We start from the raw sequence: 21,818 nt of genomic DNA on the forward strand, positions 1-21,818 counted from the left end.
GGGGGAACTACACAGAACCTAGCCATCGGCTATTGATTCTTGCAGAAGCGGGGGTGCCGTTACCCGTCTTCCATTTGGCGCTTAAAGGAGGAGCTATGAAGCACAACCTGATGTTGTTCTTGTTGCTTAGCGTTCTGCCGTTCAACGGACATGCCGCCGCTCAGGATGACGGTCCGGAGCTGAGTGGAATAAAGATGGGTGTTGGCCTTTCCGTGACTTTTGACTGGGAAAAGCGAATCGAATCCGCCAGCGTTGTCAATGGCATCGTTCGAGTAGACAGCGAAAAGAACGCGGTCGCCCGCATTCTCTTGGAAAGTCATTACCTGTTCACTCCCAACAAGCGGCTTCTAGGAGTACAGGAGCCTGGGACCTGGGGGATAGGGCCCTTCGTGGGCGTCATGTCAGGCAACGATCGACTCATCGAGGCCGCCGGCATTGGCGCAATGCTGGGCTTTCGGCGCTCGAAGGATAAAGACAACAGCTTCAACATCGGCGTCGGATACATGGTCGATCCGTCGTCGCGAACGCTCGGCGACGGAATCATTGCCAATCATCCGCTTCCCCAAGGGGAGAGTGGTGTCCGCTACAAGACCAGAAGCAGAGGAGGCATTGTTGTCATGGCTTCGTTCTCCTTCTGAACTGAAATCGATGAAATCTATGCGCCCCAAGAGAGACACTCGAAGGGCCAAAAGCGAACAGAAAGCTGCAGCACAACGGCAGCAGAAAGAACTACGCATGCAAGAGGAAGCATTTGCCCATGGCAATGATGACGACTATGCGGGAGAGGACGTGCCATAGCAGAACGTCGCTACCAATGCATTCGATGTACTCGTCAACACGTTTGGCGGGGAAATGGCGAAGAAGCAGCAGGAGGACGCGCAGCGGCAGCGATTCTTGGACAGCGTGCGCCGCGAAGCCGAAGCCCGTTGACCAGCAACGCCAACGTGATTTGGAACGGCAGCGGTTTGGTGGGAGAAAGCGCCCGGCTGGAACGGCAGGCGGAACAGCAACGCCACCTGGCCGCTGCGCAGCAACGGCAGGCGGGGGCAAGCGGTGGCGGTGCGCGCGCGACCAATGGCATCGCCGCAGCGGGTGCTGCTGCCAGCAGCACGATGACCACCCAGCAGCAGGCCGCGAAGGCGCGCGAAGAAGCCCTGCGCGCCAACGTTTGGCGACGGAACGCGAGCGCGCCGCAGCGGCAGAACGTGAGCGGGTGATGCGGCCTTTCGTCGAAGCATCGAACAGACAGCAGGCCTTGTCCCCAAGCTCGGCCGGTACTGCCGCAGTTTCTTCCACGCCGAAAGCGGCTGCCGCATCGGTGGATCACGGCTCAGCCAAGGCATGGTGCCGCGCGCGTCGCAACGAGATGGCCAGGCAGACCGAATACCAGTGCATGGGGCCACTGCAGAACCTGCTGTTCTGGTATCCCACGCTCGACGCGCCGCTGGGCATGGCCGGCTGTCCCGGTGGCGAGGGCTAGGCGCCGACGCCGGAACACGGCGGCAGCGGTTTCAACTGTGGCCGAAAGCTGAAAGTGGGCGATCTGCGCATGCCTACCTACGACCCGTATCGCGGCGGCGGGAGTCCAACGCGGGTTGTTTCCGGAAACTAGGACAAAGGAAATGCCAATGAAGCTGCGTGGCCTGATGGAAACCGTCAGGCGACAGATGCACGAACGGATGGCCTGCGACCCGAAACAGAACAACTGCCCGCCACCACCTAAACCCAGAAGCGTGGGAGTACGCGGCTGAGGCCGGTTCGATTCATCCCGCGGCAAGCAGCGGATATCAATATCGAGTCAGCGGCCGGAGGAGTGGGCAATGCCCACCCTGCTGATCCAATCCGAAGCGGGCGTCCCAGGACCTATACCTGCGAAACCGGCTCCTCCGGCTTCACCGCTTCCGGGCTCACGCGCTCGATGGTGTGGCGCAGTTCGCGGCCGAGGATGAACTTGGCGTCCTTGGCCCAGGCGTCGAGGCGGTCGTCGAACAGCAGCTTGCTGTTCTCGTCCGGCCAGACCAGGCGCAGTTCGCGCATCTTCTGGATGAAGCCGCGGAACAGGGTCTTGTCGAAGAACTCCGGCGCCGCCGGGGCGTAGAGCAGGCTCAGGCGCTGCGCGGCCTGTTGGCACAGGCTCTCCAGTTCCGCCGCGCCAAGCACGCCCGGGCCGTTCTTCACCAGCACCGAGATGGCGATGTAGTAACGCTCGAACGCCTGCTGCAGCGAATGGCCGATGGCGCGCAGGCGGAACACCTCGTCGGTCTGGCCAGTGCTGCGCGCGAGCATGCCGCCTTCGTCCTCGCCCACCTGCTGCAGCAGGCCTTCGCGCACGAACACGTTGATGGTCTGCTCGATGCGCGCGGCGAACTCGTCCTCGGTCCACGGCAGGAACAGTTCCTGCTGCAGGAACGGGTACAGGCCGCGGCCCAGCCGCAGCAGGCCGGCGCGGCTCATGCGGCGGTTGTTCTGGAAGCAGCACGCCACCCACGAGGACGCGGTGAACAGGTGCAGCACGTTGTTGCGGAAGTAGCTCAGCAGCACCGCGGTGTCGCCGCTGACGCTGAGCACGTCGCCCAGCGGATGCTTGACGCGGGTGAGGACGTTGATTTCCTCGGCGTGGGCGATGATGCGCTCCGGCGAGTGCGGGGTGACCGTCACCCGGTCCGAGTACGGCATCTCCACCAGCAGCTTCTTGCACAGCTCGATCTGCGCGATCAGGTCGGCCTCGCCCATGGCGTGCTTGGGCGTGGACAGCAGCGCCAGCGCCAGCAGGTTGATCGGGTTGACGTCGGCGGCGGCATTGACATGCACGTTGATGTTCTGCGCCAGCGTATCGACGGTCTTCATCAGCCACGCCGGCTTCTCGTCCTCGGGCACCGGCTGGCCATCCCACTCGGGGGCATGCTCGGCCAGCACGTCGTTGAGCGCGATCGGCTCGCCGAAGTTCACCACCACCTGGCCGTAGTTCTGCTTGAGCACCTTGGGGATGCCCCACAGCAGCGCCCAGATCGATTCCTTCTCCTTCGGCCGGCCGGACAGTTCGTCCAGGTAGCTGTTGCCCTCCATCAGCTTCTCGTAGCCGATGTAGATGGGCTGGAACAGCACCGGCTTGCGCGGCTGGCGCAGGAACGCACGCAGCGTCATCGAGATCACGCCGCCCTTGGGCTGCAGCAGGCGGCCGGTGCGCGAGCGCCCGCCCTCGACGAAGTACTCGATGGAATAGCCACCGGAGACCAGCTGCGCCATGTATTCAGAGAACACCGCCGAGTACAGCGGATTGCCGCGGAAGCTGCGCCGCGCGAAGAACGCGCCGCCCTTGCGCAGCAGGGTGCCGACCACCGGCAGGTTGAGGTTGATGCCAGCGAAGATGTGCGGCGGCACGATGCCGCGGTCGTACAGCAGGTAGCTCAGCAGCAGGTAGTCCATGTGGCTGCGGTGGCTGGGCACGTAGACGACTTCATGCCCGGGCGCGGCTTCCTTGAACTTGTCCAGGTGGTGGACCAGCACGCCGGCGTAGATGCGGTTCCAGACGTGGCTGAGCAGGAAGCTGGCCGAACGCACCACCGGGGTGGAGTAGTCGGCGGCGATCTCCCAGGCATAGGCCTGCGCCTTCTTCCAGGCGTCGGTCGGCTTGGAGTTGTCGCGCTTGGCCTGCGCGGCGATGGCCTCGCGCACCGTGTCCGCTTCCAGCACCTTGTCCACCAGCAGGCGGCGGGTGGAAAGATCCGGGCCGATGATCGATTCGCGGATGCGGCGGAAGTGCGCGCGCAGCACGCGCTGCAGCTTGCGCACGGTGCGCTCGGGCTCCAGCCCCTCCTCCACGGTCTGGCGCAGCGAAATCGGCGCGGCGAAACGCACGATGCTGTCGCGGCCGTTGAGCAGCACCGCCAGCAGGCGGCGGAAGCGGCCGACCAGCGCCCAGTTTTCCGAGAACAGCACGGCGAACCAGCCGCTCTGCTTGTCCGGGGCGCGGCCGACGAAGATCGACACCGGCACCAGCTGCACATCCAGCGCCGGGTTGGCGCGGTGCGCCTGCAGCAGCCGGGCCAGCGAATCGGAATGGGTGCGGGCGCCGCGCTGCTCGGGGATCAGCGCGTTGTTGCTGGAGCGCCGCGACAGCGCGACGTAGGCGCGCTTGCGCCCGGTCGGGTCGCCGGCCAGCGGCACCAGCGGCGACGGCAGGCCGGCGTCGCGGCAGGCCTTGTCCAGGATCAGCGCGTTGGACAGGCCGTAGTCCTCCAGCACGTAGACCACCGGCTGCGCCGGGTCGTGCTGCAGCTGCTCGGGCTCGATCTTCAGCCCCAGCCAGGGCTCGATCAGCCGGCCGAGCAGGCGCGACCACAGGGGACGCCGGCCCTGGCGCACGGGCGGCCGCCCGCCCGGGGGCGGCGGCAGGGGAGACGAGGCCGGGGCGCTGGCCTCGCCCGACGGCAGGAGTTCGCCCTGTTCGGGCCGGGAATTCTGTTTCGACATCGGCGACATTATGGCTTAGCCGCCGCCGCCGGGCTGTCCCCACTGTCATCGCCGGTACCGGGCGGCGGGGCGTCGCCCTCTCCCGGCACCAGTGCGGCAGCGCGCGCGGCGGCCAGCACCGCGTCCACCTCGGCCAGGGTACGCGCCAGGTACCAATGCCCCTGGCGGCGTTCCAGCGCCACCTGCAGGTCGATGTCCTTGCCGGCCAGCGGGTACTGCACGTGCACGGTGGCGTGGTCGCCCTGCTGGCTGACCAGACCGGTGCGCAGCTGGGCGATGCTGTCGTCCAGCGACAACCCGTAACCGGCCAGCACCTGCTTGACGGCGCGGGCGAACGGCGCCAGCCGCTGCAGGCTGCCGGTCATGCCCGCTTCCTGCAGCGCGGCGTCGCTGTCCAGCCCGGTGGCGCGCGCGGCGGCGGTCAGGGTGGCGATGGTCGAGCCGGCCAGCTTGGGATCGGACAGCGGGGCGGACTGCGCCCAGTCGCCGAGCGCCCTGACCAGCTGCACGTAATGCGCGCGCTCGTCGTCGCTGTAGTCGCCCTGGTGGCTGATGTACTGCTCGCCGAACAGGCCCAGCGAATGCGCGGCCTGGCGCACGCTGGCGGCCTGCCCGGCGATCTGAGCCTTGAATGCGCGCTGCAGCCGGGTTTCGGCATCGGGCGCGGCCAGCGTGGCCAGCAGGGTTGGCAGCTTGTCGTGCAGGGGCAGTTCGTCCAGCGGCCAGCGGCTGTGGCCCCGGGCCCAGGCCGCTTCCAGCTCGGCGTACTGCGCCGGCGGCACCGCCGCGCGCGCGTAACCGGCCAGGTCGTTGTCGTGCAGGTGCTGGACCAGCTGGCGCACGGCGGCGGCCGGTTCGGTGGCGGCGCCGGGCAGGGGTTCGGGCGACCGCCGGCAGCTGGCGGCAAGCACCGCCACCGCGCACAGGGACAGGAACACCAGATGCGAGCGGCTGCGAGATGAACGGCGTGGCATGGCGTCGTTGGTCCTCCCCCGGGGCCGTCGCATCTTGCGGCCTCTCCGGTGACAGCGGCAAGCGTGCTTGCAGGACTGTAGGAGCGACTTCAGTCGCGATGGGGCTTCACCGGTAAAGCCCGTCGCGACTGAAGTCGCTCCTACGAGGGGGCGGAGAAAGCCGCGCATAAAAAAAGAGGCCGCCCCGTTGCCGGTGGCGAACCTCCTCAAACCGGCTGGGCCGGGGACATGTGACACATCGCCGGCATGGCCGGGACGGGCACAGCCTACGCGCCCTCTTCAGTTAATGCAACACTTCATGAATCAACGCTCAAGCCGTTGATTTTTAAAAAAAGAAATCCGCGATTTCATGCTGCATGCCCTGCGCCGCCGCACGCGGGTCCGGCGCCAGCCGGATCGGGCGGCCGACGACGATGGCGTCGGCGCCGTCAGCAAACGCCTGCGCCACGCCGACCGTGCGCTGTTGGTCGTCGCCCGCCGGGCCGCCGGGGCGAATGCCCGGGCAGACGATGGAGAAGCCGGCGCCGGTGGCGGCGCGGATCGGCGCGGCCTCCTGGCCCGAGGCGATCACGCCGTCGATGCCGGCGCGCTGCGCGGCCACCGCGCGCTCGACCACCACGTCCACCGGCTCGCGGTCGATGCCCATCTGCGCCAGGTCGCCGCGGCCCATCGAGGTCAGCACGGTGACCGCCAGCAGGCGCATGTCCGAGGTGTTGGCCGCGGCGGCGGCTTCCATCATCGCCGGGTGCCAGCCGTGGATCGTGCAGTAACTCACCGGCCACTGCGAAAGGCGGCGGACAACGCCGGCGATCGTGGCAGGAATGTCGAAGAACTTCAGGTCGACGAACACGCGCTTGTCGCGCCTGGCGAGCTCGTCGAGCACCGCGAAGTACTCGCCCGAGGCCAGCAGCTCCATGCCGATCTTGTAGAAGGACACGGCATCGCCCAGCCGCTCGACCCAGTCGATGGCCTCGGCGCGTCCCGGCACGTCCAGCGCGAAGATCAGGCGCTCGTCGGCACGCAGCGGCAGCGGGCCGCGGCTCATCGCGCCGGCTCCAGCGCGGCGCGCTTGCGGGCCCGGCGCTGCTCCCCGGACAGGCCATGGGCGTTGCCGACCGCCGCCGACTCGTAGCCGCCGTATGTCGGGCCGGGCAGCATGAACCAGCGTTCGCCGATCCAGCCGTCATGCCCGGACAGCAGCGCATCGCGGTCGGCGTTGTCGTTGCTGCGCGGCTGGCCGAAATCGGTGATCTGGTCGCCTACCTGCATCAGCACGCGGTAGTGGCTGGCGACCTTGATGCGGCGGCAGCCCTTGTCGTCGCCGGTCCGGGTGCAGCCGGGCACGTCCATGCCCTTGCCCAGGTAGACGCCGTCGTCGGCGACCGGGAAACCCACCGCGCGCAGGTTTTCCAGCGTGTCCGCCTTCATCTGCTCGGTGCGGTTGGAAATGTAGAGTAGGGTGACGCCGCGCGCGCTGGCCGCGCGGGCGAACTCCAGGGCGCCGGGCACCGGCCGGGCCTGCTTCTCGGCCACCCATGCGGCCCAGTCCTCTTCCTTGTACGACGTGCCGTCGAGCACACCGCGCGCCTGGAACGGCGAGTTGTCGAGCACGGTCTCGTCGATGTCGACGATCACCGCCGGCTTCAGGCCGGGCTTCTGCAGTTCGGCGCCTTCGCCGGGCAGCAGCGCGGTCCACTGCGGGTCGGCCAGGGCGCGATCCAGCGTGGCCGCGGCCATGCGCCATGTCTGCAGGGTCAGGGCGCGGTACTCCTGCGCCTTCTGCACCCACAGCACCGCGTTGAGGTTGTCGTCGGCGGGCACGGCCTCGGCGCCCGGCGCCGCGACCACCATACCGGGCGCGGCAGGTGCGCCGTGGACCAGCGGCCGGGGCGTGCTGCAGGCGGCCAGCGACAGCAGCGCGCCGGCGAGCAGGAGGGAGGTCGGGGTTCGGGACATGGCGCGGCTACCGGATAGAACGAAAACCCGGCAAGTTTACCGGCTCCCCGTCCCGCCCGCCCCGGCGCGGCGGAGCGCGGGCCGCGAACGCGGTTCGGCCCGGACCCCGGTTTTGCCCTCGGCTATGCTTGCGCCCCCTCGCCCCCGCGGATGCCGACGATGACCGACGCCACCACCCCTTCGCCCGTTCCCGTGCTCGACGCCACGCAGATGCGGGTGCTCGGCTGCCTGATCGAGAAGGAATCGACCACGCCGGAAGCCTATCCGCTGACCGTCAACGCCACCCAGACCGCGGCCAACCAGAAGACCGCGCGCGACCCGGTGATGGCCCTGGACGCCGGCAACGTGCAGCACGCGCTGCGCCAGCTGGAGACGATGGGCCTGGCCCGCCAGCATTTCTCCGCGCGCGCCGAACGCTACGAACACCTGCTCGGCGGCAGGCTGGACCTGCCGCGCCAGCAGGTCGCGCTGCTCGGCCTTTTGCTGCTGCGCGGCCCGCAGACCGCCGGCGAACTGGCCACGCGCAGCGAGCGGATGGCGAAGTTCGCCGACGCCGAGGACCTGCGCCACCAGCTCGGGCGCCTGATCCAGCGCGCGCTGGTGGTGCAGCTGCCGCGCGCCGCCGGCCAGCGCGAGGACCGCTACATGCACCTGCTCGGCGGCCCGGTGGACGTGGACGCCTTGGCGGTGCAGTACCGCGCGCCCTCCTCCGGCGCGGCGGACGGCGGCGCGCTGGAAGAACGCGTGCAGCAGCTGGAAGCCACCGTGGCGGCGCTGCAGGAGCAGCTGGCGCAGCTGCAGTCCCGGCTGGACGGTTGATCCAGACGCAGCTGCGGGGCTTGCCCCGCAGGGGGCATCGCCCGGAATGCCCCGCGAGGGGGCTATTCGATTGCAGGCTCGTCCGGCGTAGCTGCGGGGCTTGTCCCGCAGGGGCATCGCCCGGAGTGCCGCGCGAGGGGCAGAGCCCTCGCCTGCGGAGCGATGCATGTCGAGGCTGCACCTCCGTCCCGGCGCCCCGCGCATCGGAGCTGCAACCCGGGCTACCGGATTGCCGGCTTGTTGAGGAAGAGCAGCAGGTCCTCGTCCTTGCCCGGCAGGCGCACGGTGCCATCGGCCTGGAAGCCGAGCTTTTCCAGCAGCCCGACCGAACGCGCGTTGCCCGGCGCCACGATCGCGCACAGCGCACTCAGTCCCAGCGCGGTCCGCGCATGCGCCAGCACCGCCCGCACGGCCTCCAGCGCATACCCGTGGCCGGTGTGGCGTTCCAGCAGCGCGTAGCCGACGTCGGCATGCGGCAGCGCGGCGCGGTGCACCAGCCCGGCGTTGCCCAGCCACGCGCCATCGCTGCGCCGCTCCACCGCGTACATGCCGTAGCCGTGCCGTTCGTAGCTCGCCATCGGACCGGCGCGGATGCAGTCGCGCGCCTGTTCCAGCGTGCGCACGCCGCGATCGCCGATGTAGCGATGGAAGCCCGGCTCGTTGAGCAGCTCCAGCATCGCCGCGGTATCGCCGTCGTCGTCGCGCAGCGGGCGCAACCGCAGTCGTTCGGTTTCGATCAGCATCGCCTGCCCCTGTCCCCGGTCGTTGCCGTGCAGCGTCGCTCCGGCCGCGGACATGCGCAAGCGCCTAGTCGAACAGCGCCTGGATCGCCGCCAGCCCGGCCTGCGCGCGCTCCTTCTTGTGCGCGGCGTCGGCCACCGGGTCGGCGCCGTCGCGCTGGATTTCGGCCGCCGGCAGCTCGTCGAAGAAGCGGCTGGGCTTGAGCCGCACGTGCTCGCCGAACTTGCGGGTCAGGCGGCTGTAGCTCATCCACAGCTGGATCTTGGCGCGGGTGATGCCGACATACAGCAGGCGCCGCTCTTCCTGCAGGTTGCCCTCGTCGAGGCTGACCTGGTGCGGCAGCACGCCGTCTTCGCAGCCGACGATGAACACGTACGGGAATTCCAGGCCCTTGGAGGCGTGCAGGGTCATCATCCGCACCTGGTTGCCGCCGTCGTCCTTGTCGCTGCGCGAGATCAGCGCCAGCTGCGCGGCCATGTCGGCGGCGCTGGCGCCGCGCGGGCCGTTCTCGAACCACGAGGCCAGTTCCTCCAGGTTGCCGGCGCGGCGTTCGTAGCCGGCGGTGTCCTTGGCCTGGTGGCGCAGTTCGGCCAGCAGGCCCGAATCCTTGGACACGCGCCGCACCAAGTCGCCGGAGGACATCTGCCGCATGTCCATGCGCAGCGCGCGCAGGATGTCGGTGAAGCGGCTCAGGCTGTTGGCCGCGCGCGGCGGCAGCTGCGCCAGCGCGCCCATCGCCTCGGCGGCCTGGGCCATCGACATGCCCTTCTCCGAAGCCAGCTCGGCCAGCTTGGCCAGGGTGCCGGCGCCGACGTCGCGCTTGGGCGCCTGCACCGCGCGCATGAACGCGGTGTCGTCGTCCGGGTTCACCAGCAGCCGCAGCCAGGCCAGGGTGTCCTTCACTTCCTGCCGTTCCAGGAACACCGTGCCGCCGGTCAGGTGGTAGGGCACGCCGACCAGCTGCATCGCCTTCTCCAGCGGCCGGCTCTGGAAGTTGCCGCGGAACAGGATGCAGAAATCGCTCCACGGCACGCGCCGGCTGGTGGCGATGAACTGGATCTCGGCGGCCACCTTCTCCGCCTCGTGCTCGCTGTTGCGGCACTCCCATACGCGGATGCGCTCGCCGTCGGCCTGGTCGGACCACAGCGTCTTCAGGTGCTCGTGCGGGTTGTGCGCGATCAGCGCGTTGGCCGCGCGCAGCACGCGGTTGGAGCAGCGGTAGTTCTGCTCCAGCTTGACGATCTGCAGCGACGGATATTCCACCGCCATGTTCTGCAGGTTCTCGGGATTGGCGCCGCGCCAGGCATAGATCGACTGGTCGTCGTCGCCCACGCAGGTGAAGTTGCCGGCCGGCCCGGCCAGCTGCTTGAGCAGCCGGTACTGCGCGTCGTTGGTGTCCTGGCATTCGTCCACCAGCAGGTAGCCGATGCGCTCGCGCCAGGCCAGCGCGATGTCGGGGTTTTCCTCCAGCACCTGCACCGGCAGGCGGATCAGGTCGTCGAAGTCGACCGCGTTGAAGGCCGTCAGCCGCGCCTGGTACAGCGCATAGACCATCGCCGCGTCCTTCTCGCGGTTGCTGCGCGCGGCCGCCATCGCCTGCTCCGGCGACAGGCCGGCGTTCTTGGCCCGCGAGATCAGGTTCTTCATGTCCTCGATGTCGTCGGGCTTGGCGTTGCTGCCGCCGAGCAGGTCCTTGACCTGCGCCGCCGCGTCGTCGGCGTCGAAGATCGAGAAGCCGCGCTTCAGCCCCACCGCGGCGTGCTCGATCTGCAGGAACTTCAGCCCCAGCGCGTGGAAGGTGCAGATGGTCACCTCCTCGGCCTGGCCGCCGCGCAGGCGCTTGGCCACGCGCTCGCGCATTTCCTTGGCCGATTTGTTGGTGAAGGTGATCGCGGCGATGCGGCGGGCGCTGTAGCGGCCGCTGCCGATCAGATGGGCGATCTTCTCCACGATCACGCGGGTCTTGCCGCTGCCGGCGCCAGCCAGCACCAGCAGGGGGCCTTCGGTGTGCAGCACCGCCGCGCGTTGGGGGGGGTTGAGGGAGTCCAGCATGGGGTCGGGTCTGTCGCAGGGCGGCAGTGTAAGCCATCGGCCGTTGCGGTCGACGCACGCTAAAATGCGCCATGGCCAAGCTCTACTTCTACTACTCGGCGATGAACGCCGGGAAGACCACCACCCTGCTGCAGTCGGCGCACAACTACCGCGAGCGCGGCATGCGCGTGGCGATCCTGACCCCGCGCCTGGACCACCGCGCCGGCAGCGGCGTGGTCGCCTCGCGGATCGGGCTGCAGGCCGAGGCCACCGCCTTCGACCACGACACCGACCTGCAGCAGCTGGTCGAACGCGACATGACCACGCACGGGCGCCTGGGCTGCGTGCTGGTGGACGAGGCGCAGTTCCTGAGCAAGGCGCAGGTGTGGCAGCTGAGCGAGGTGGTCGACCAGCTGCGCATCCCGGTGCTGTGCTACGGCCTGCGTACCGATTTCCGCGGCGAACTGTTCGAGGGCAGCCAGTACCTGCTGGCCTGGGCCGACGAGATGCAGGAGATCAAGACCATCTGCCACAGCGGCAAGAAGGCGACGATGACCGTGCGCGTGGACGAAAACGGCTTCGCGGTGCAGGACGGCCCGCAGGTGGAGATCGGCGGCAACGACCGCTACGTGTCGGTCAGCCGTGCCGAGTTCAAGAAGATCACCCGCGGCGAGGGCCGCATCGAGCCGATGCAGGCGCCGCTGCCGCTGTAACGGGCGATCCTCGCAGGAGCGCACCTTGGTGCGCGATGAGGCTTGCCCGGTAGAGCCCATCGCGCACCAAGGTGTGCTCCTACGGTTTTGGCCTCTCGGGGACGACCTGCTGCGCCGCCGGGTCGCGCGTGGCGCAGCCGCTGCCGTCGGCGTGGCCGGCGCCGCAGCGGTAGACCCGCACGTAGTCCACCTGCATCGCCTGCGGGTAGGCGGCCGGATCGATGCCGGTGGCGTTGACTTTGCCCGCCCAGTCGCCGCCGACGGCAAGGTTGAGCAGCAGGTGGAATTTCGAGGCGGCATCGAACGGGGCGCCGGGCGGCGCGTCGATCCAGCCGCCGCGCGCGTCCTGCCGCTGCGAGTACCAGTTTTCGGCGCGCTGGCTGGCGTAGTGCACGCCATCGACGTACCAGCGGATCTCGTCCTGTTCCCATTCCAGCGCGTAGACGTGGAAGCCGTCGGCCGGGTTCGCGCCGCCGGGCAGCACGTGCCAGGTGCCGGCATGCACGTTGCCGGGCGGCGGGCGGCCGTAGTGCAGGGTGCCGTGCACGCGCGTTTCCGGGGTGCCGGGCGCGGCGCCGGGCATGTCCGAGGGCGTGCCCAGGTTCACCGCCTCCATGATGTCGATCTCGCCGGAAGCGGCCCAGCGCCCATGCGGCGAACCGCTGGGCAGCATCCAGATCGCCGGCCAGCTGCCCTGCCCGGCCGGCAGCTTGGCGCGGATCTCGAAACGGCCGAACGTCCACTCCTGCCGCCCCTTGGTGCGCAGCCGCGCCGAGGTGTACGGCAGCGTGGCGGTGGCACCGTCGCGACCTTCCGGCGACGCCGGGCCGGTCCAGGTTTCGCGGCGGGCGACGATGTGCAGCAGGCCATCGGCCAGCCAGGCGTTGGCGCCCGGCTGGCGGTCGCGGCGCGGGGTGTAGCACTGCTGCTCGTGGTTGCCGCCGCCCCAGCAGTTGTCTTCCAGCTCCCATTTCGACAGGTCGATGGCCGGGCCGTCGAACTCGTCCTGCCACACCAGCTCCCAGCCCGGCGGCGCGGCCTGCGCGTCGCCGCCGGACAGGAGCGCCGCCGCCAGCAGCAGCTTCACGGCGCCGGGCATTCGACCTTCCGGTCGTAGTCGGTGCCGATGCTCACCCTGGCCAGCGACAGGCGCAGGCCGGCGCTGCCGCGCAGGGCGAACGGCATGTCCAGCCTGGCGGTGTCGGCACCGGCACCGCGCAGGCACTTGAGCGGCACGCCAAGGCGCGCCCACTGGCCCTGCGGCAGCTTCGCCAGCGCATCGCCGATGGCGAGCCCGCCGCTGCAGCCGGCGCCGCAGGTGGCGAGGTAATCCACCTTGCCGCCGGCCGGCAGCGCATCGACCCGCACGCTGGCGATCGCCAGTACGTCGCCGTTGGTTTCCCGCACCAGGTCCAGCGGCATGTTCGCGCGCAGCTCGACGCGGCCGGGGCCCTTGAACGCGAACTGGCGCGCGCCTTCCTGCACCTCGGTGTTGACCGCGGTCATCAGCACCGACCCGTCGGCGGTCGCCGCGTTGGGATGCACGATGTCCATCGCTTCGCCGTCGGCGCCGGTCAGGCGCAGGGTCAGGCCGGTGGTCGCCACGCCGCGGTCGAACCAGACGCTGGTACGCGAAGCGTCCGGGTCCACACCCGGGTCCTCGGACAACACCGCCAGGTCGCCGTTGTCGGCGTAGGTCAGGCCGTAGCCGTAGGCGAACTGCGGGTCGTAGTCCTTCTGGCCGACGTTGTTGGCGTACTGGTCGGCGCGGCGCGGCCAGGAGAAGCTCAGCTTGCCGTGGAAGTCGTACTGCACGCCGCCGTCGGGCCGGCGCAGCAGCACGTCGGCGACACCCGCGCCTTCCGAACCCGGCAGCCAGGCGGCGACAAAGGCGTCGGCGGCGTTGATCTCGCGGTTCATCCACAGCGGACGGCCGCTGAGGAACACCGCCACCACCGGGATGCCGTCGGCCTTCAATTTCCTGATCATTTCCAGGTCGCCGGACTTGCCGCCCTTGAACATCAGGTCGGGCAGGTCGCCCTGGAACTCGGCGTACGGCTCCTCGCCGAACACCACCACCGCCACGTCGGGCCTGGCCTGGTAGCGGCCATCGACGGCCAGCTCGGCCTTGCCGCCGGCCGCTTCCACCTGCGCTTTCAGCCCGTCCCAGAGGGTGTCGGCGTTGGGGAAGTCGGCGCGCCTGGTGCCGTCGCCCTGCCAGGTCAGGGTCCAGCCGCCGGCCTGCTTGGCCATGTTGTCGGCACCGTCGCCAGCGACCAGCACACGCTGCTTCGGCGCCAGCGGCAGCAGGCCGCCCTGGTTCTTCAGCAGCACCAGCGATTCACGCACCGCCCGGCGCGCGACGGCGCGGTGTTCCGGGGCGCCCAGCAGCTCGAACCTGCCGCCCAGCGCGCGCGCCGAGGGTTTCGGTTTCTCGAACAGGCCCATGCGGAACTTGGCGCGCAGGATGCGCCGCACCGCGTCGTCCAGCCGCGCCATCGGCAGGGTGCCGTCCTTCGCATGCGCCAGGGTGCTTTCGTACATGCCCTTCCAGCTGTCCGGCGCCATCGCCATGTCCAGCCCGGCAATATAGGTCTGCGCGCAATCGGTGTTGCTGCAGCCCTTGACCTGGCCGTGGCCGTTCCAGTCGCCGACGACGAAACCGCCGAACTGCATGCGCTGCTTCAGCACGTCGGTCAGCAGCGGCTTGTGGCCGTGCATCTTCTCGCCGTGGAAGCTGTTGAACGAAGCCATCACCGACTGCGCGCCGGCGGCGATCGCCGGCACGTAGCCGGCGGCATGGATGTCGCGCAGCTGCGCTTCATCGACCGTGGTGTCGCCCTGGTCCTTGCCGTTGTCGGTGCCGCCGTCGCCGAGGAAGTGCTTGACCGTGGTCATCACGTGGTGGTCGTCGAGGAAGTCCGGCGCGCCGGCCTTGCCCTGCAGGCCCTCGACGAACACCCCGGCATAGCTGGCCACCAGCGCCGGATCTTCCGAATAGCCTTCGTAGGCGCGGCCCCAGCGGTCGTCCTGCGGCACCGCCACGGTCGGCGCGAAGGTCCATTCCATGCCGGTGGTGCGGGTCTCGGCGGCGGTGATGCGGGCGATCTCGCGCAGCAGTTCCGGATTGCGCGTGGCGCCGAGGCCGACGTTGTGCGGGAACAGCGTGGCGCCGACCACGTTGCTCTGGCCGTGCATGGCGTCGATGCCCCAGATGATCGGGATCGCCTTGCCGCCGCCACGGGTATCCATCGATGCCTCCCAGAAGGCATCGGCCAGCGCCAGCCATTCGGCCGGGCTGGCGTTGTAGCGGCCGCCCGGATCGGAGCCGCCGCCGGCCAGGATCGAGCCGAGCCGGTACCTGCGCACGTCCTCGGGGGTGACGCTGGCGATGTCGCCCTGCACTACCTGGCCGACCTTCTCCTCCAGCGTCATCGCCGCCATGAGCGCGTCGATGCGTTTTTCCATCGCCGGGTCCAGCGCCAGCGGCCACGCCGGCTGCGGCCAGTGCGCGGGGTCGATGCGGACCGCTGCGGCGGCGTCCTTCGATGCCGGCGCGGCGACGGCGGGCGCGCAGGCCAGCGCCAGCACGGCGCCAAGCAGGAGCGGGCGCAGCCGTCGGCGATCTGCGCGGGGGCGGGAGTGTGGAAGGCTGGGCTTCATGGGCGAGGGTCTTCCTGGACGGAGGGCTGGAGGAACGCACGATTGTGCAGGACACCATGACAGCGTTGTCAGGCAAATGCAGAATAGCGCCAGTGCGCGATGATGGCTTGCTGCATAGCGGCACGCCGCATTGCGGATAAAGTTGCACCTGTATCCATGTGCGTTGGCACCTGCCTGGCGGGAACCGGGAACCATATGACTGGCAAGAAACGGGCGGCGGCCGAATCCACGCAGGCGACCGCCGGCAAGCCCGGGCGCGTGCGCATCGAGGACGTGGCGGCGACGGCGGGCGTGTCGATGAAGACCGTCTCGCGCGTGCTCAACAACGAACCGAACGTATCCGAGCGCACCCGCACGCTGGTCGAGGCGGCGGTGGAGAAGCTGCGCTACCGGCCGCTGCCGTCGGCGCGCGTGCTCGCGGGGCGGCGCTCGTACCTGGTGGCCATGCTGTTCGACAACCCGTCCTCGAACTACCTGATGGAGATCGAGCTGGGCGTGCTCGACGCCTGCCAGGCGCAGCACTACAACCTGATGCTGGCGCCGCTGGTGTACGACGCGGCGGACATCGTCGGCAAGGTCGAATCGCTGATCATGCAGTCGCAGCTGGACGGCATCGTGCTCACCCCGCCGCTCACCGACGACACCGCGCTGCTGGAACGGCTGGTCGACCTGGGCATTCCGTATTCCAGCATCTCGGCCAAGGAACAGAACCGGCACGTCGGCGTGGTGGTCGACGAGATCGGCGCGGTCTGCGCGCTGATGGCGCACCTGGCCGCGCTCGGGCACACCCGCATCGCGCACATCAAGGGCCACGCCGCGCACGGCGCCGCCATGTGGCGCCTGGCGGGCTACCGCGAAGGCCTGCGCCGCGCCGGGCTGCGCTACGAGGCGGCGCTAGTGGTGGATGGCGAGTTTTCCTATGAGTCGGGCTATGCCGGCGCCAATGCACTGCTCGACCTGCCCGAGCGGCCGACCGCGATCTTCGCGGCCAACGACGACATGGCCGCCGGCGTCATCTGCGCGGTCTGCGAGCGCGGGCTGTCGGTGCCGGGCGATATCTCGGTCTGCGGCTTCGACGACACGCCGATCTCCCGCCAGATCTATCCGGCGCTGACCACCGTGCGCCAGCCCACCCGCGACATGGGCCGGGTGGCCGCGCAGGAACTGCTCAAGGAGATCCGCGAGATGGGCAGCGGCGGCGTGGTGGACGTGGCCTACACGCTGCAGGTGCGGCGCTCCACTGGCCCGGCGCCGGCCTGAAGCGCAGCAACGCGGCACTCTGAGCCGCTGCCCCGCACTGGCGCGACACGCGGCTCCGGCCTGCCCGGCATCACCTGCATTGCTTCCGCTGTCACCCGTTCCGGCTGCCGCCAGCAGGAGTTTTGTCGCGGCGCAAAATTTCCGTTTCCCTTTTTTATCAACCACTTGACGCCAATCGGCCGCCCTTTGTGGCGCCTGTTTGACAACGCTGTCAAATTCACTTCCAATCCAATCGCCAGCCTGTCGGCTGGATTCCACTCGAACGCACGACCATCCAGAACCCATCTGAATCCCCGGGGAGGGAAGATTCATGAGGCAGTCTCGTGTTGCGCCGGAACGGCGCCTGTTGACCTCCGCGCTGATGCTCGCGCTCGCTTCGCCCGTCCTGGCCCAGGACGCCGGCAGCGGCCAGGCTGATGCACCCAAGCAGGAAACCCTCCAGGCCACCGACCTGGACACCGTCACCGTCACCGGCATCCGCGGCAGCCTGCTGTCGTCGATGAACCTCAAGCGCGACGCCTCGGGCATCGTCGACGGCATCGTCGCCGAGGACATCGGCAAGTTCCCGGACACCAACCTGGCCGAATCGCTGCAGCGCATTTCCGGCGTGTCGATCGACCGTACCGCCAGCGGCGAAGGCTCCAAGGTCACCGTCCGCGGCGTCGGCCCGGACTTCAATCTGGTGCTGCTCAACGGCCGGCAGATGCCGGCGTCCAACCTCGGTCCCGGCGGCGGCGGCGTATCCAACTCGCGTGCGTTCGATTTCGCCAATCTCGCGTCCGAGGCGGTGTCGGCGCTGGAGGTCTACAAGACCGCACGCGCCGATACGCCGACCGGCGGCATCGGCGCCACGATCAACATCAAGACCACCCGTCCGCTCGACAACCCCGGCTTCCACGCCAACGCCGGCCTGAAGGGCGTGTGGGATACCTCGGCCGACAATCTTCCGGGCAGCTATCCCGGTTCGTCGCTGACGCCCGAGGTCTCGGGCATCTTCAGCAACACCTCGGCCGATGGCCGCTTCGGCATCGCGCTGAGCGCCAGCTACCAGGAGCGCGACTCGGGCTACAGCCAGGCTGCGGTCGACGCGGGCTGGCCCACCTTCCGCGGCAACGATGGCAGCTGGAACCGGCTGCCGCTGCCGGGCGAACCGGGCCACGAGAACTACGACATCACCAACCAGCCGGGCCCGGACGACATCTATGGCCGTCCGCAGAACTTCAACCTCAGCGTCAACGGCGTGCAGCGCCAGCGCACCAACGGCCAGCTGACCCTGCAGTTCGCGCCGGCCGACAACATCACTACCACGCTGGATTACACCTACGCCGAGAACAAGGTGCAGCAGCAGCGCAACGAACTTTCGGTGTGGTTCAACTTCGCGCCCGGCGCCAGTTCCTGGACCAAGGGACCGATCGCCGGGCCGCTGGAGTATTCGGAGTACATCCCGGCCGGCAACGCCGACCTGGCGATGGGCGGCGTCGAACTCGCCACGCGCAACGAGTTGAAGTCGCTGGGCTTCAACGTCGAATGGCAGGTCAACGACAACCTGGACCTGGCGTTCGACTATCACGACTCCAGCGCCGAATCGAGCCCGGACAGCCCGTACGGCTCGGCCGGCGTGCTGGGCGCGGCCGCCTGGATCCGCGGCAATACCTCGGTGGATTTCAGCGGCGCGTTCCCGATCCTGCACGTGGACCTGGCGCCCGGCGTCACCCAGGTCGAGCCCTCGCACGCGATGCTCACAGGCTCGGTGTTCCAGAACAGCTTCAACCATTCCGATGTCGAGCAGTTCCAGGCCAGCGGTCGCTTCCGGTTCGCCGAGTACCAGGCGCTGGATTTCGGCGTGGCCTCCACCGAGGTCTACAATCGCACCGCCGCGGCGGTGATGCAGCGCGATACCTGGGGTGGCGTCGGCTCGCCGGCGGACTACGACGACAGCATCTGGTACGCGGACAACATGGGCCGCTACTTCGACAGCTTCGGCGGCCACAACGACCCGCGCTTCACCGATCGTTTCCTGATGTTCGACTTCCGCCGCCTGCGTGACCGGGCGGTCGAGGTGACCGGTCATGAAGAGTGGTACCGCGCGCCGACCGAGTTCACCACCGACCTGCGCACTACCGAGAAGTCGCGCAGCGCCTACCTGCAGTGGCGCAACACCTTCGACTGGGCGGTGCCGGTGAACGTCGCCGCCGGCATACGCTACGAGAAGACCGAGGTCAGCTCGCCGGCGCAGGTGCTGCCGCCAGCAAGCAACGTCTCCTGGGACGCGGCCAACGAGATGTACGTGACCCTGGGAACGGAGCCGGTCGTCACCGACTTCACCGGCGAGTACGACTACTGGCTGCCCAGCCTGGACATCCGCGCCGACCTCAACGACCACATGGTGCTGCGCGGCAGCTACAGCGAAAGCATCGGCCGCGCGGGCTGGCAGGACATCCAGGGCGGCTTGTCGATCTCCACCCTGCTGCGTACGCAGGGCGGTTTCGGCAATCTCGGCAACCCCGGCCTGCTGCCGCTGGAGTCGAGGAACTTCGACCTCTCGTTCGAGTGGTACTACGGCGAGGGCAGCTACGCGTCGCTGGGCTACTTCCGCAAGAACATCACCAACTTCATCAGCAGCACGATCATCAAGGACAAGCCCTACGACGTGCACACGCCAGTGGGCGGCGCCTACTGGAACGAGGCGCTGGCCAACGGCTGCGGCCAGACGGACCTGGTGTGCATCCGCGACTACATCTTCCTCAACCACGCCGGCGACCCGGGCGTGATCCACACCGGGCAGAACTCGGCCGGCCAGCAGACCGGCAGCATCGTCGGCCTGCCGACCGATCCGGTCGCCGAGTTCGAGATCTCCACGCCGGCCAACCAGCGCTCGGACAAACTCTACGGCTGGGAGTTCAACCTGCAGCACATGTTCGGCCAGAGCGGTTTCGGCGTGTCGGCCAACTACACCAAGGTCGATTCGGGCCTGCGCTTCGACAACGCCAGCCTGGGCGACCAGTACCCGATGGTAGGCCTGAGCGATTCGGCCAACCTGGTGCTGTTCTACGACAAGTACGACTGGCAGGTGCGCGCGGCCTACAACTGGCGCGACAGCTTCCTGTCCGGCATCGGTGGCGCCGGCCCGAACCCGAACTATGTCGAGGCCTACGGCCAGCTGGACATGAACGTGACCTACGCGCTGAACGACCACCTGTCGTTCTTCGCGGAGGGCATCAACCTCACCGACCAGACCCAGCGCGTGTACGCGCGGCACAAGAACATGCTGCGCTTCGCCTCGCAGACCGGTCCGCGCTACATGTTCGGTGTGCGCTACAAGTTCTGATCCACCCGGCCGACGCCGGCAACCCGCAACGGCCGCCCTCTCTCCGGCGGCCGTTGCGTTTTCCCTCCGGGCCGGGTGCGGCATCATGCCGTGGGCCCCTGCAGCTGCTGGAGAAGGAACGATGGCTCGTCCTGTCCTGCTCAACAACGTCGATCACCGCGACCTGCGCATCGACGCCCGGCGCGGCATGTCGCTGGGCGACGGGGTGATGGCCGCGCCCACGTTTCCGGCCGAGTTCCGCAACGTGCAGTCGTATTACCCCATCGTCTTCGGCCGTGCGGGTGATACCGGGCTCCAGCCGCTGGCGCTGTTCGGATTCGGCGAAGGCCAGAACCTGTTCGTCGAAGACGGAACCTGGGACGCGGCCTACGTACCGTTGTCGATCCAGCGCCAGCCTTTCCTGATCGGTCCAGGGCACGATGGCGCCGCCCTGATGCACCTGGACATGGACAGCCCCCGCGTCGGCCGCGAACGCGGGGAGCCGCTGTTCCTCGAACATGGCGGCAACAGCGCATATCTGGAGCGCATGCGCGCGGTGCTCTCGGCGCTGCACGAAGGCCTGCAGGCGACACCCGCCTTCGTCGATGCCCTGTTGCGGCACCGCCTGCTGGAACCTTTCACGCTCGACGTCGCCCTGCCCGACCGGCCCGCGCTGCAGGTTTCCGGGTTCCACGCCATCGCAGAGGAGCGGCTGCGCGCGCTGGATGCGACGGCGCTCGGCGCGCTCCACCAGGCGGGATTGCTGGAACCGGTATTCATGGCGGTCGCCTCGCTGGGCAACCTGCGCAAGCTGGTGGACCGGCTGGAGCGCGGCCGTGGCTGAGCCCATCGCCGAACGCCGCCTTGCCACGGATACCACCGCGCTTGAGGGGATCCTGCATGGGGCGCAGCCGGTGGTGCTGCGCGGCCTGGCCGGCCACTGGCCAATGGTGCGGGCCGCATGCGGCTCCGCGCGCGCCGCGGTGGACTATCTGCGGCGCTTCGAGCGCCCGCAGGCGCCGCCGGTGGTGGCCACGGTCGCTCCGCCCGAGGCCGACGGGCGCATCTTCTACGACGCCGGCATGGACGGCTTCAATTTCCGCCGCGAGAAGATACCGCTCGGTGTCGCGCTGGAAACCCTGCTGCGGTATGCCGACGAACCACGGCCGCCGACGATCTACGTAGCCTCCACCACGCTGGACACCTGGCTGCCGGGTTTCGCCGCCGAAAACCCCCTCGCCCTCGACGGGCGCACGCCCCTGGCCAGCATCTGGATCGGCAACCGCACACGCATCGCCCCGCACCAGGACCTGCCCGACAACCTGGCCTGCGTCGCCGCCGGGCGCCGGCGGGTAACGCTGTTTCCGCCCGAACAGCTGGGCAACCTGTACGTCGGACCGCTGGATTTCACCCCGGCCGGGCAGCCGGTGAGCCTGGTGGACCCGACGGCGCCCGATCTGGAGCGCTTCCCGCGTTTCGCCGACGCGATGCGGCATGCGCAGGTAGCGGAACTCGAGCCGGGCGACGCGGTGTTCATACCGTCGATGTGGTGGCACCACATGCAGGCGCTCGAGCCGTTCAACGTGCTGGTGAATTACTGGTGGCGCGACCAGCCGGCATGGATGGACACGCCGATGAATACCCTGATGTACGCGCTGATGACGCTGCGCGATCTGCCGCCGCACCAGCGCGCGGCCTGGCAGGAGACCTTCCGGCACTACGTGTTCGAGGCCGGCGAAGACACCGTCGCGCATATTCCTGAAAGTGCACGGGGCGCGCTGGCGCCGCTGGACCAAGCCTCCGCCCGCGCACTGCGCGCCCGCCTGCTGCAACGGCTCAACCGCTGATCGGCATCGCGCGGATCGTGGAGCCTGGTGCCGG

The 21,818-nt window shown here is 68.8% G+C and carries 16 protein-coding genes; 8 read left to right on the top strand and 8 right to left on the bottom strand.

All coding sequences use genetic code 11. From position 1 onward, the window contains the following. Positions 1-95 precede the first annotated feature (95 nt). Positions 96-638, top strand: a complete 543-nt coding sequence (locus ABTV91_RS02250; protein WP_433853022.1) for a hypothetical protein — start codon at positions 96-98, stop codon at positions 636-638. Between the two features lie 288 nt (positions 639-926). Then, positions 927-1,217, top strand: coding sequence for a hypothetical protein (locus ABTV91_RS02255; RefSeq protein WP_433853023.1), 291 nt, complete (start codon positions 927-929; stop codon positions 1,215-1,217). A gap of 646 nt (positions 1,218-1,863) precedes the next feature. Here the strand turns inward: ABTV91_RS02255 and plsB are convergent. From plsB to ABTV91_RS02275, 4 genes are all read right to left on the bottom strand, one after another. Then, positions 1,864-4,482 (bottom strand): glycerol-3-phosphate 1-O-acyltransferase PlsB, encoded by a 2,619-nt coding sequence (gene plsB / locus ABTV91_RS02260; RefSeq protein WP_433853024.1) that lies wholly within the window; start codon positions 4,480-4,482, stop codon positions 1,864-1,866. Next, positions 4,482-5,447, bottom strand: coding sequence for a hypothetical protein (locus ABTV91_RS02265; protein ID WP_433853025.1), 966 nt, complete (start codon positions 5,445-5,447; stop codon positions 4,482-4,484). Before ABTV91_RS02265 ends, plsB begins: the two co-directional genes overlap by 1 nt. Before the next feature lie 325 nt (positions 5,448-5,772). Beyond that, positions 5,773-6,492, bottom strand: coding sequence for an orotidine-5'-phosphate decarboxylase (gene pyrF, locus ABTV91_RS02270; RefSeq protein ID WP_433853026.1), 720 nt, complete (start codon positions 6,490-6,492; stop codon positions 5,773-5,775). After that, positions 6,489-7,403 (bottom strand): 5'-nucleotidase, lipoprotein e(P4) family, encoded by a 915-nt coding sequence (locus ABTV91_RS02275; RefSeq protein ID WP_433853027.1) that lies wholly within the window; start codon positions 7,401-7,403, stop codon positions 6,489-6,491. The genes pyrF and ABTV91_RS02275 overlap by 4 nt, the downstream gene beginning before the upstream one ends. Before the next feature lie 159 nt (positions 7,404-7,562). On the opposite strand from ABTV91_RS02275, the gene ABTV91_RS02280 reads away from it, so the two are divergent. Next, a complete protein-coding gene (locus ABTV91_RS02280) occupies positions 7,563-8,222 on the top strand; it encodes a YceH family protein (protein WP_433853028.1) in 660 nt (219 codons plus the stop codon). A gap of 221 nt (positions 8,223-8,443) precedes the next feature. Here ABTV91_RS02280 and ABTV91_RS02285 read toward each other — a convergent pair whose 3' ends face one another. Together ABTV91_RS02285 and ABTV91_RS02290 are read right to left on the bottom strand one after the other, a co-directional pair. Continuing rightward, positions 8,444-9,019, bottom strand: a complete 576-nt coding sequence (locus tag ABTV91_RS02285; RefSeq protein ID WP_433853029.1) for a GNAT family N-acetyltransferase — start codon at positions 9,017-9,019, stop codon at positions 8,444-8,446. A gap of 10 nt (positions 9,020-9,029) precedes the next feature. Continuing rightward, positions 9,030-11,012: a UvrD-helicase domain-containing protein gene (locus tag ABTV91_RS02290; RefSeq protein WP_433854100.1), complete on the bottom strand. Its 1,983-nt coding sequence runs from the start codon at positions 11,010-11,012 to the stop codon at positions 9,030-9,032. A gap of 74 nt (positions 11,013-11,086) precedes the next feature. Between ABTV91_RS02290 and ABTV91_RS02295 the strand changes: the two genes are divergently transcribed. Continuing rightward, positions 11,087-11,707 carry a thymidine kinase gene (locus ABTV91_RS02295; protein WP_433853030.1) on the top strand — a complete coding sequence of 207 codons (621 nt, stop codon included), beginning with the start codon at positions 11,087-11,089 and terminating at the stop codon, positions 11,705-11,707. Between the two features lie 79 nt (positions 11,708-11,786). Here ABTV91_RS02295 and ABTV91_RS02300 read toward each other — a convergent pair whose 3' ends face one another. Together ABTV91_RS02300 and ABTV91_RS02305 are read right to left on the bottom strand one after the other, a co-directional pair. After that, positions 11,787-12,806 (bottom strand): glycoside hydrolase family 16 protein, encoded by a 1,020-nt coding sequence (locus ABTV91_RS02300; RefSeq protein WP_433853031.1) that lies wholly within the window; start codon positions 12,804-12,806, stop codon positions 11,787-11,789. Beyond that, positions 12,791-15,370: a glycoside hydrolase family 3 N-terminal domain-containing protein gene (locus ABTV91_RS02305; RefSeq protein ID WP_433853032.1), complete on the bottom strand. Its 2,580-nt coding sequence runs from the start codon at positions 15,368-15,370 to the stop codon at positions 12,791-12,793. The genes ABTV91_RS02300 and ABTV91_RS02305 overlap by 16 nt, the downstream gene beginning before the upstream one ends. A 195-nt stretch (positions 15,371-15,565) precedes the next feature. On the opposite strand from ABTV91_RS02305, the gene ABTV91_RS02310 reads away from it, so the two are divergent. From ABTV91_RS02310 to ABTV91_RS02325, 4 genes are all read left to right on the top strand, one after another. After that, positions 15,566-16,630, top strand: coding sequence for a LacI family DNA-binding transcriptional regulator (locus ABTV91_RS02310; protein WP_433853033.1), 1,065 nt, complete (start codon positions 15,566-15,568; stop codon positions 16,628-16,630). A gap of 310 nt (positions 16,631-16,940) precedes the next feature. Next, entirely contained in the window at positions 16,941-19,958 is a 3,018-nt protein-coding gene (locus ABTV91_RS02315; protein ID WP_433853034.1) for a TonB-dependent receptor, read from the top strand. 121 nt (positions 19,959-20,079) lie between these two features. Beyond that, a complete protein-coding gene (locus ABTV91_RS02320) occupies positions 20,080-20,781 on the top strand; it encodes a SapC family protein (RefSeq protein ID WP_433853035.1) in 702 nt (233 codons plus the stop codon). Beyond that, positions 20,774-21,784, top strand: coding sequence for a cupin-like domain-containing protein (locus ABTV91_RS02325; protein WP_433853036.1), 1,011 nt, complete (start codon positions 20,774-20,776; stop codon positions 21,782-21,784). The genes ABTV91_RS02320 and ABTV91_RS02325 overlap by 8 nt, the downstream gene beginning before the upstream one ends. Positions 21,785-21,818: the final 34 nt, after the last annotated feature.

Origin of the sequence: Stenotrophomonas nitritireducens, assembly GCF_050984405.1 — a bacterium.
Lineage (GTDB): Bacteria > Pseudomonadota > Gammaproteobacteria > Xanthomonadales > Xanthomonadaceae > Stenotrophomonas > Stenotrophomonas nitritireducens_B.

What these genes read in the sequence shown, in the direction of transcription:
- ABTV91_RS02250 (WP_433853022.1), top strand. Translation starts at nt 96, where the DNA reads ATGAAGCACAACCTGATGTTGTTCTTGTTGCTTAGCGTTCTGCCGTTC.
- plsB (WP_433853024.1), bottom strand. Translation starts at nt 4,482, where the DNA reads ATGTCGCCGATGTCGAAACAGAATTCCCGGCCCGAACAGGGCGAACTC.
- ABTV91_RS02265 (WP_433853025.1), bottom strand. Translation starts at nt 5,447, where the DNA reads ATGCCACGCCGTTCATCTCGCAGCCGCTCGCATCTGGTGTTCCTGTCC.
- pyrF (WP_433853026.1), bottom strand. Translation starts at nt 6,492, where the DNA reads ATGAGCCGCGGCCCGCTGCCGCTGCGTGCCGACGAGCGCCTGATCTTC.
- ABTV91_RS02275 (WP_433853027.1), bottom strand. Translation starts at nt 7,403, where the DNA reads ATGTCCCGAACCCCGACCTCCCTCCTGCTCGCCGGCGCGCTGCTGTCG.
- ABTV91_RS02280 (WP_433853028.1), top strand. Translation starts at nt 7,563, where the DNA reads ATGACCGACGCCACCACCCCTTCGCCCGTTCCCGTGCTCGACGCCACG.
- ABTV91_RS02285 (WP_433853029.1), bottom strand. Translation starts at nt 9,019, where the DNA reads ATGTCCGCGGCCGGAGCGACGCTGCACGGCAACGACCGGGGACAGGGG.
- ABTV91_RS02295 (WP_433853030.1), top strand. Translation starts at nt 11,087, where the DNA reads ATGGCCAAGCTCTACTTCTACTACTCGGCGATGAACGCCGGGAAGACC.
- ABTV91_RS02300 (WP_433853031.1), bottom strand. Translation starts at nt 12,806, where the DNA reads ATGCCCGGCGCCGTGAAGCTGCTGCTGGCGGCGGCGCTCCTGTCCGGC.
- ABTV91_RS02305 (WP_433853032.1), bottom strand. Translation starts at nt 15,370, where the DNA reads ATGAAGCCCAGCCTTCCACACTCCCGCCCCCGCGCAGATCGCCGACGG.
- ABTV91_RS02310 (WP_433853033.1), top strand. Translation starts at nt 15,566, where the DNA reads ATGACTGGCAAGAAACGGGCGGCGGCCGAATCCACGCAGGCGACCGCC.
- ABTV91_RS02315 (WP_433853034.1), top strand. Translation starts at nt 16,941, where the DNA reads ATGAGGCAGTCTCGTGTTGCGCCGGAACGGCGCCTGTTGACCTCCGCG.
- ABTV91_RS02320 (WP_433853035.1), top strand. Translation starts at nt 20,080, where the DNA reads ATGGCTCGTCCTGTCCTGCTCAACAACGTCGATCACCGCGACCTGCGC.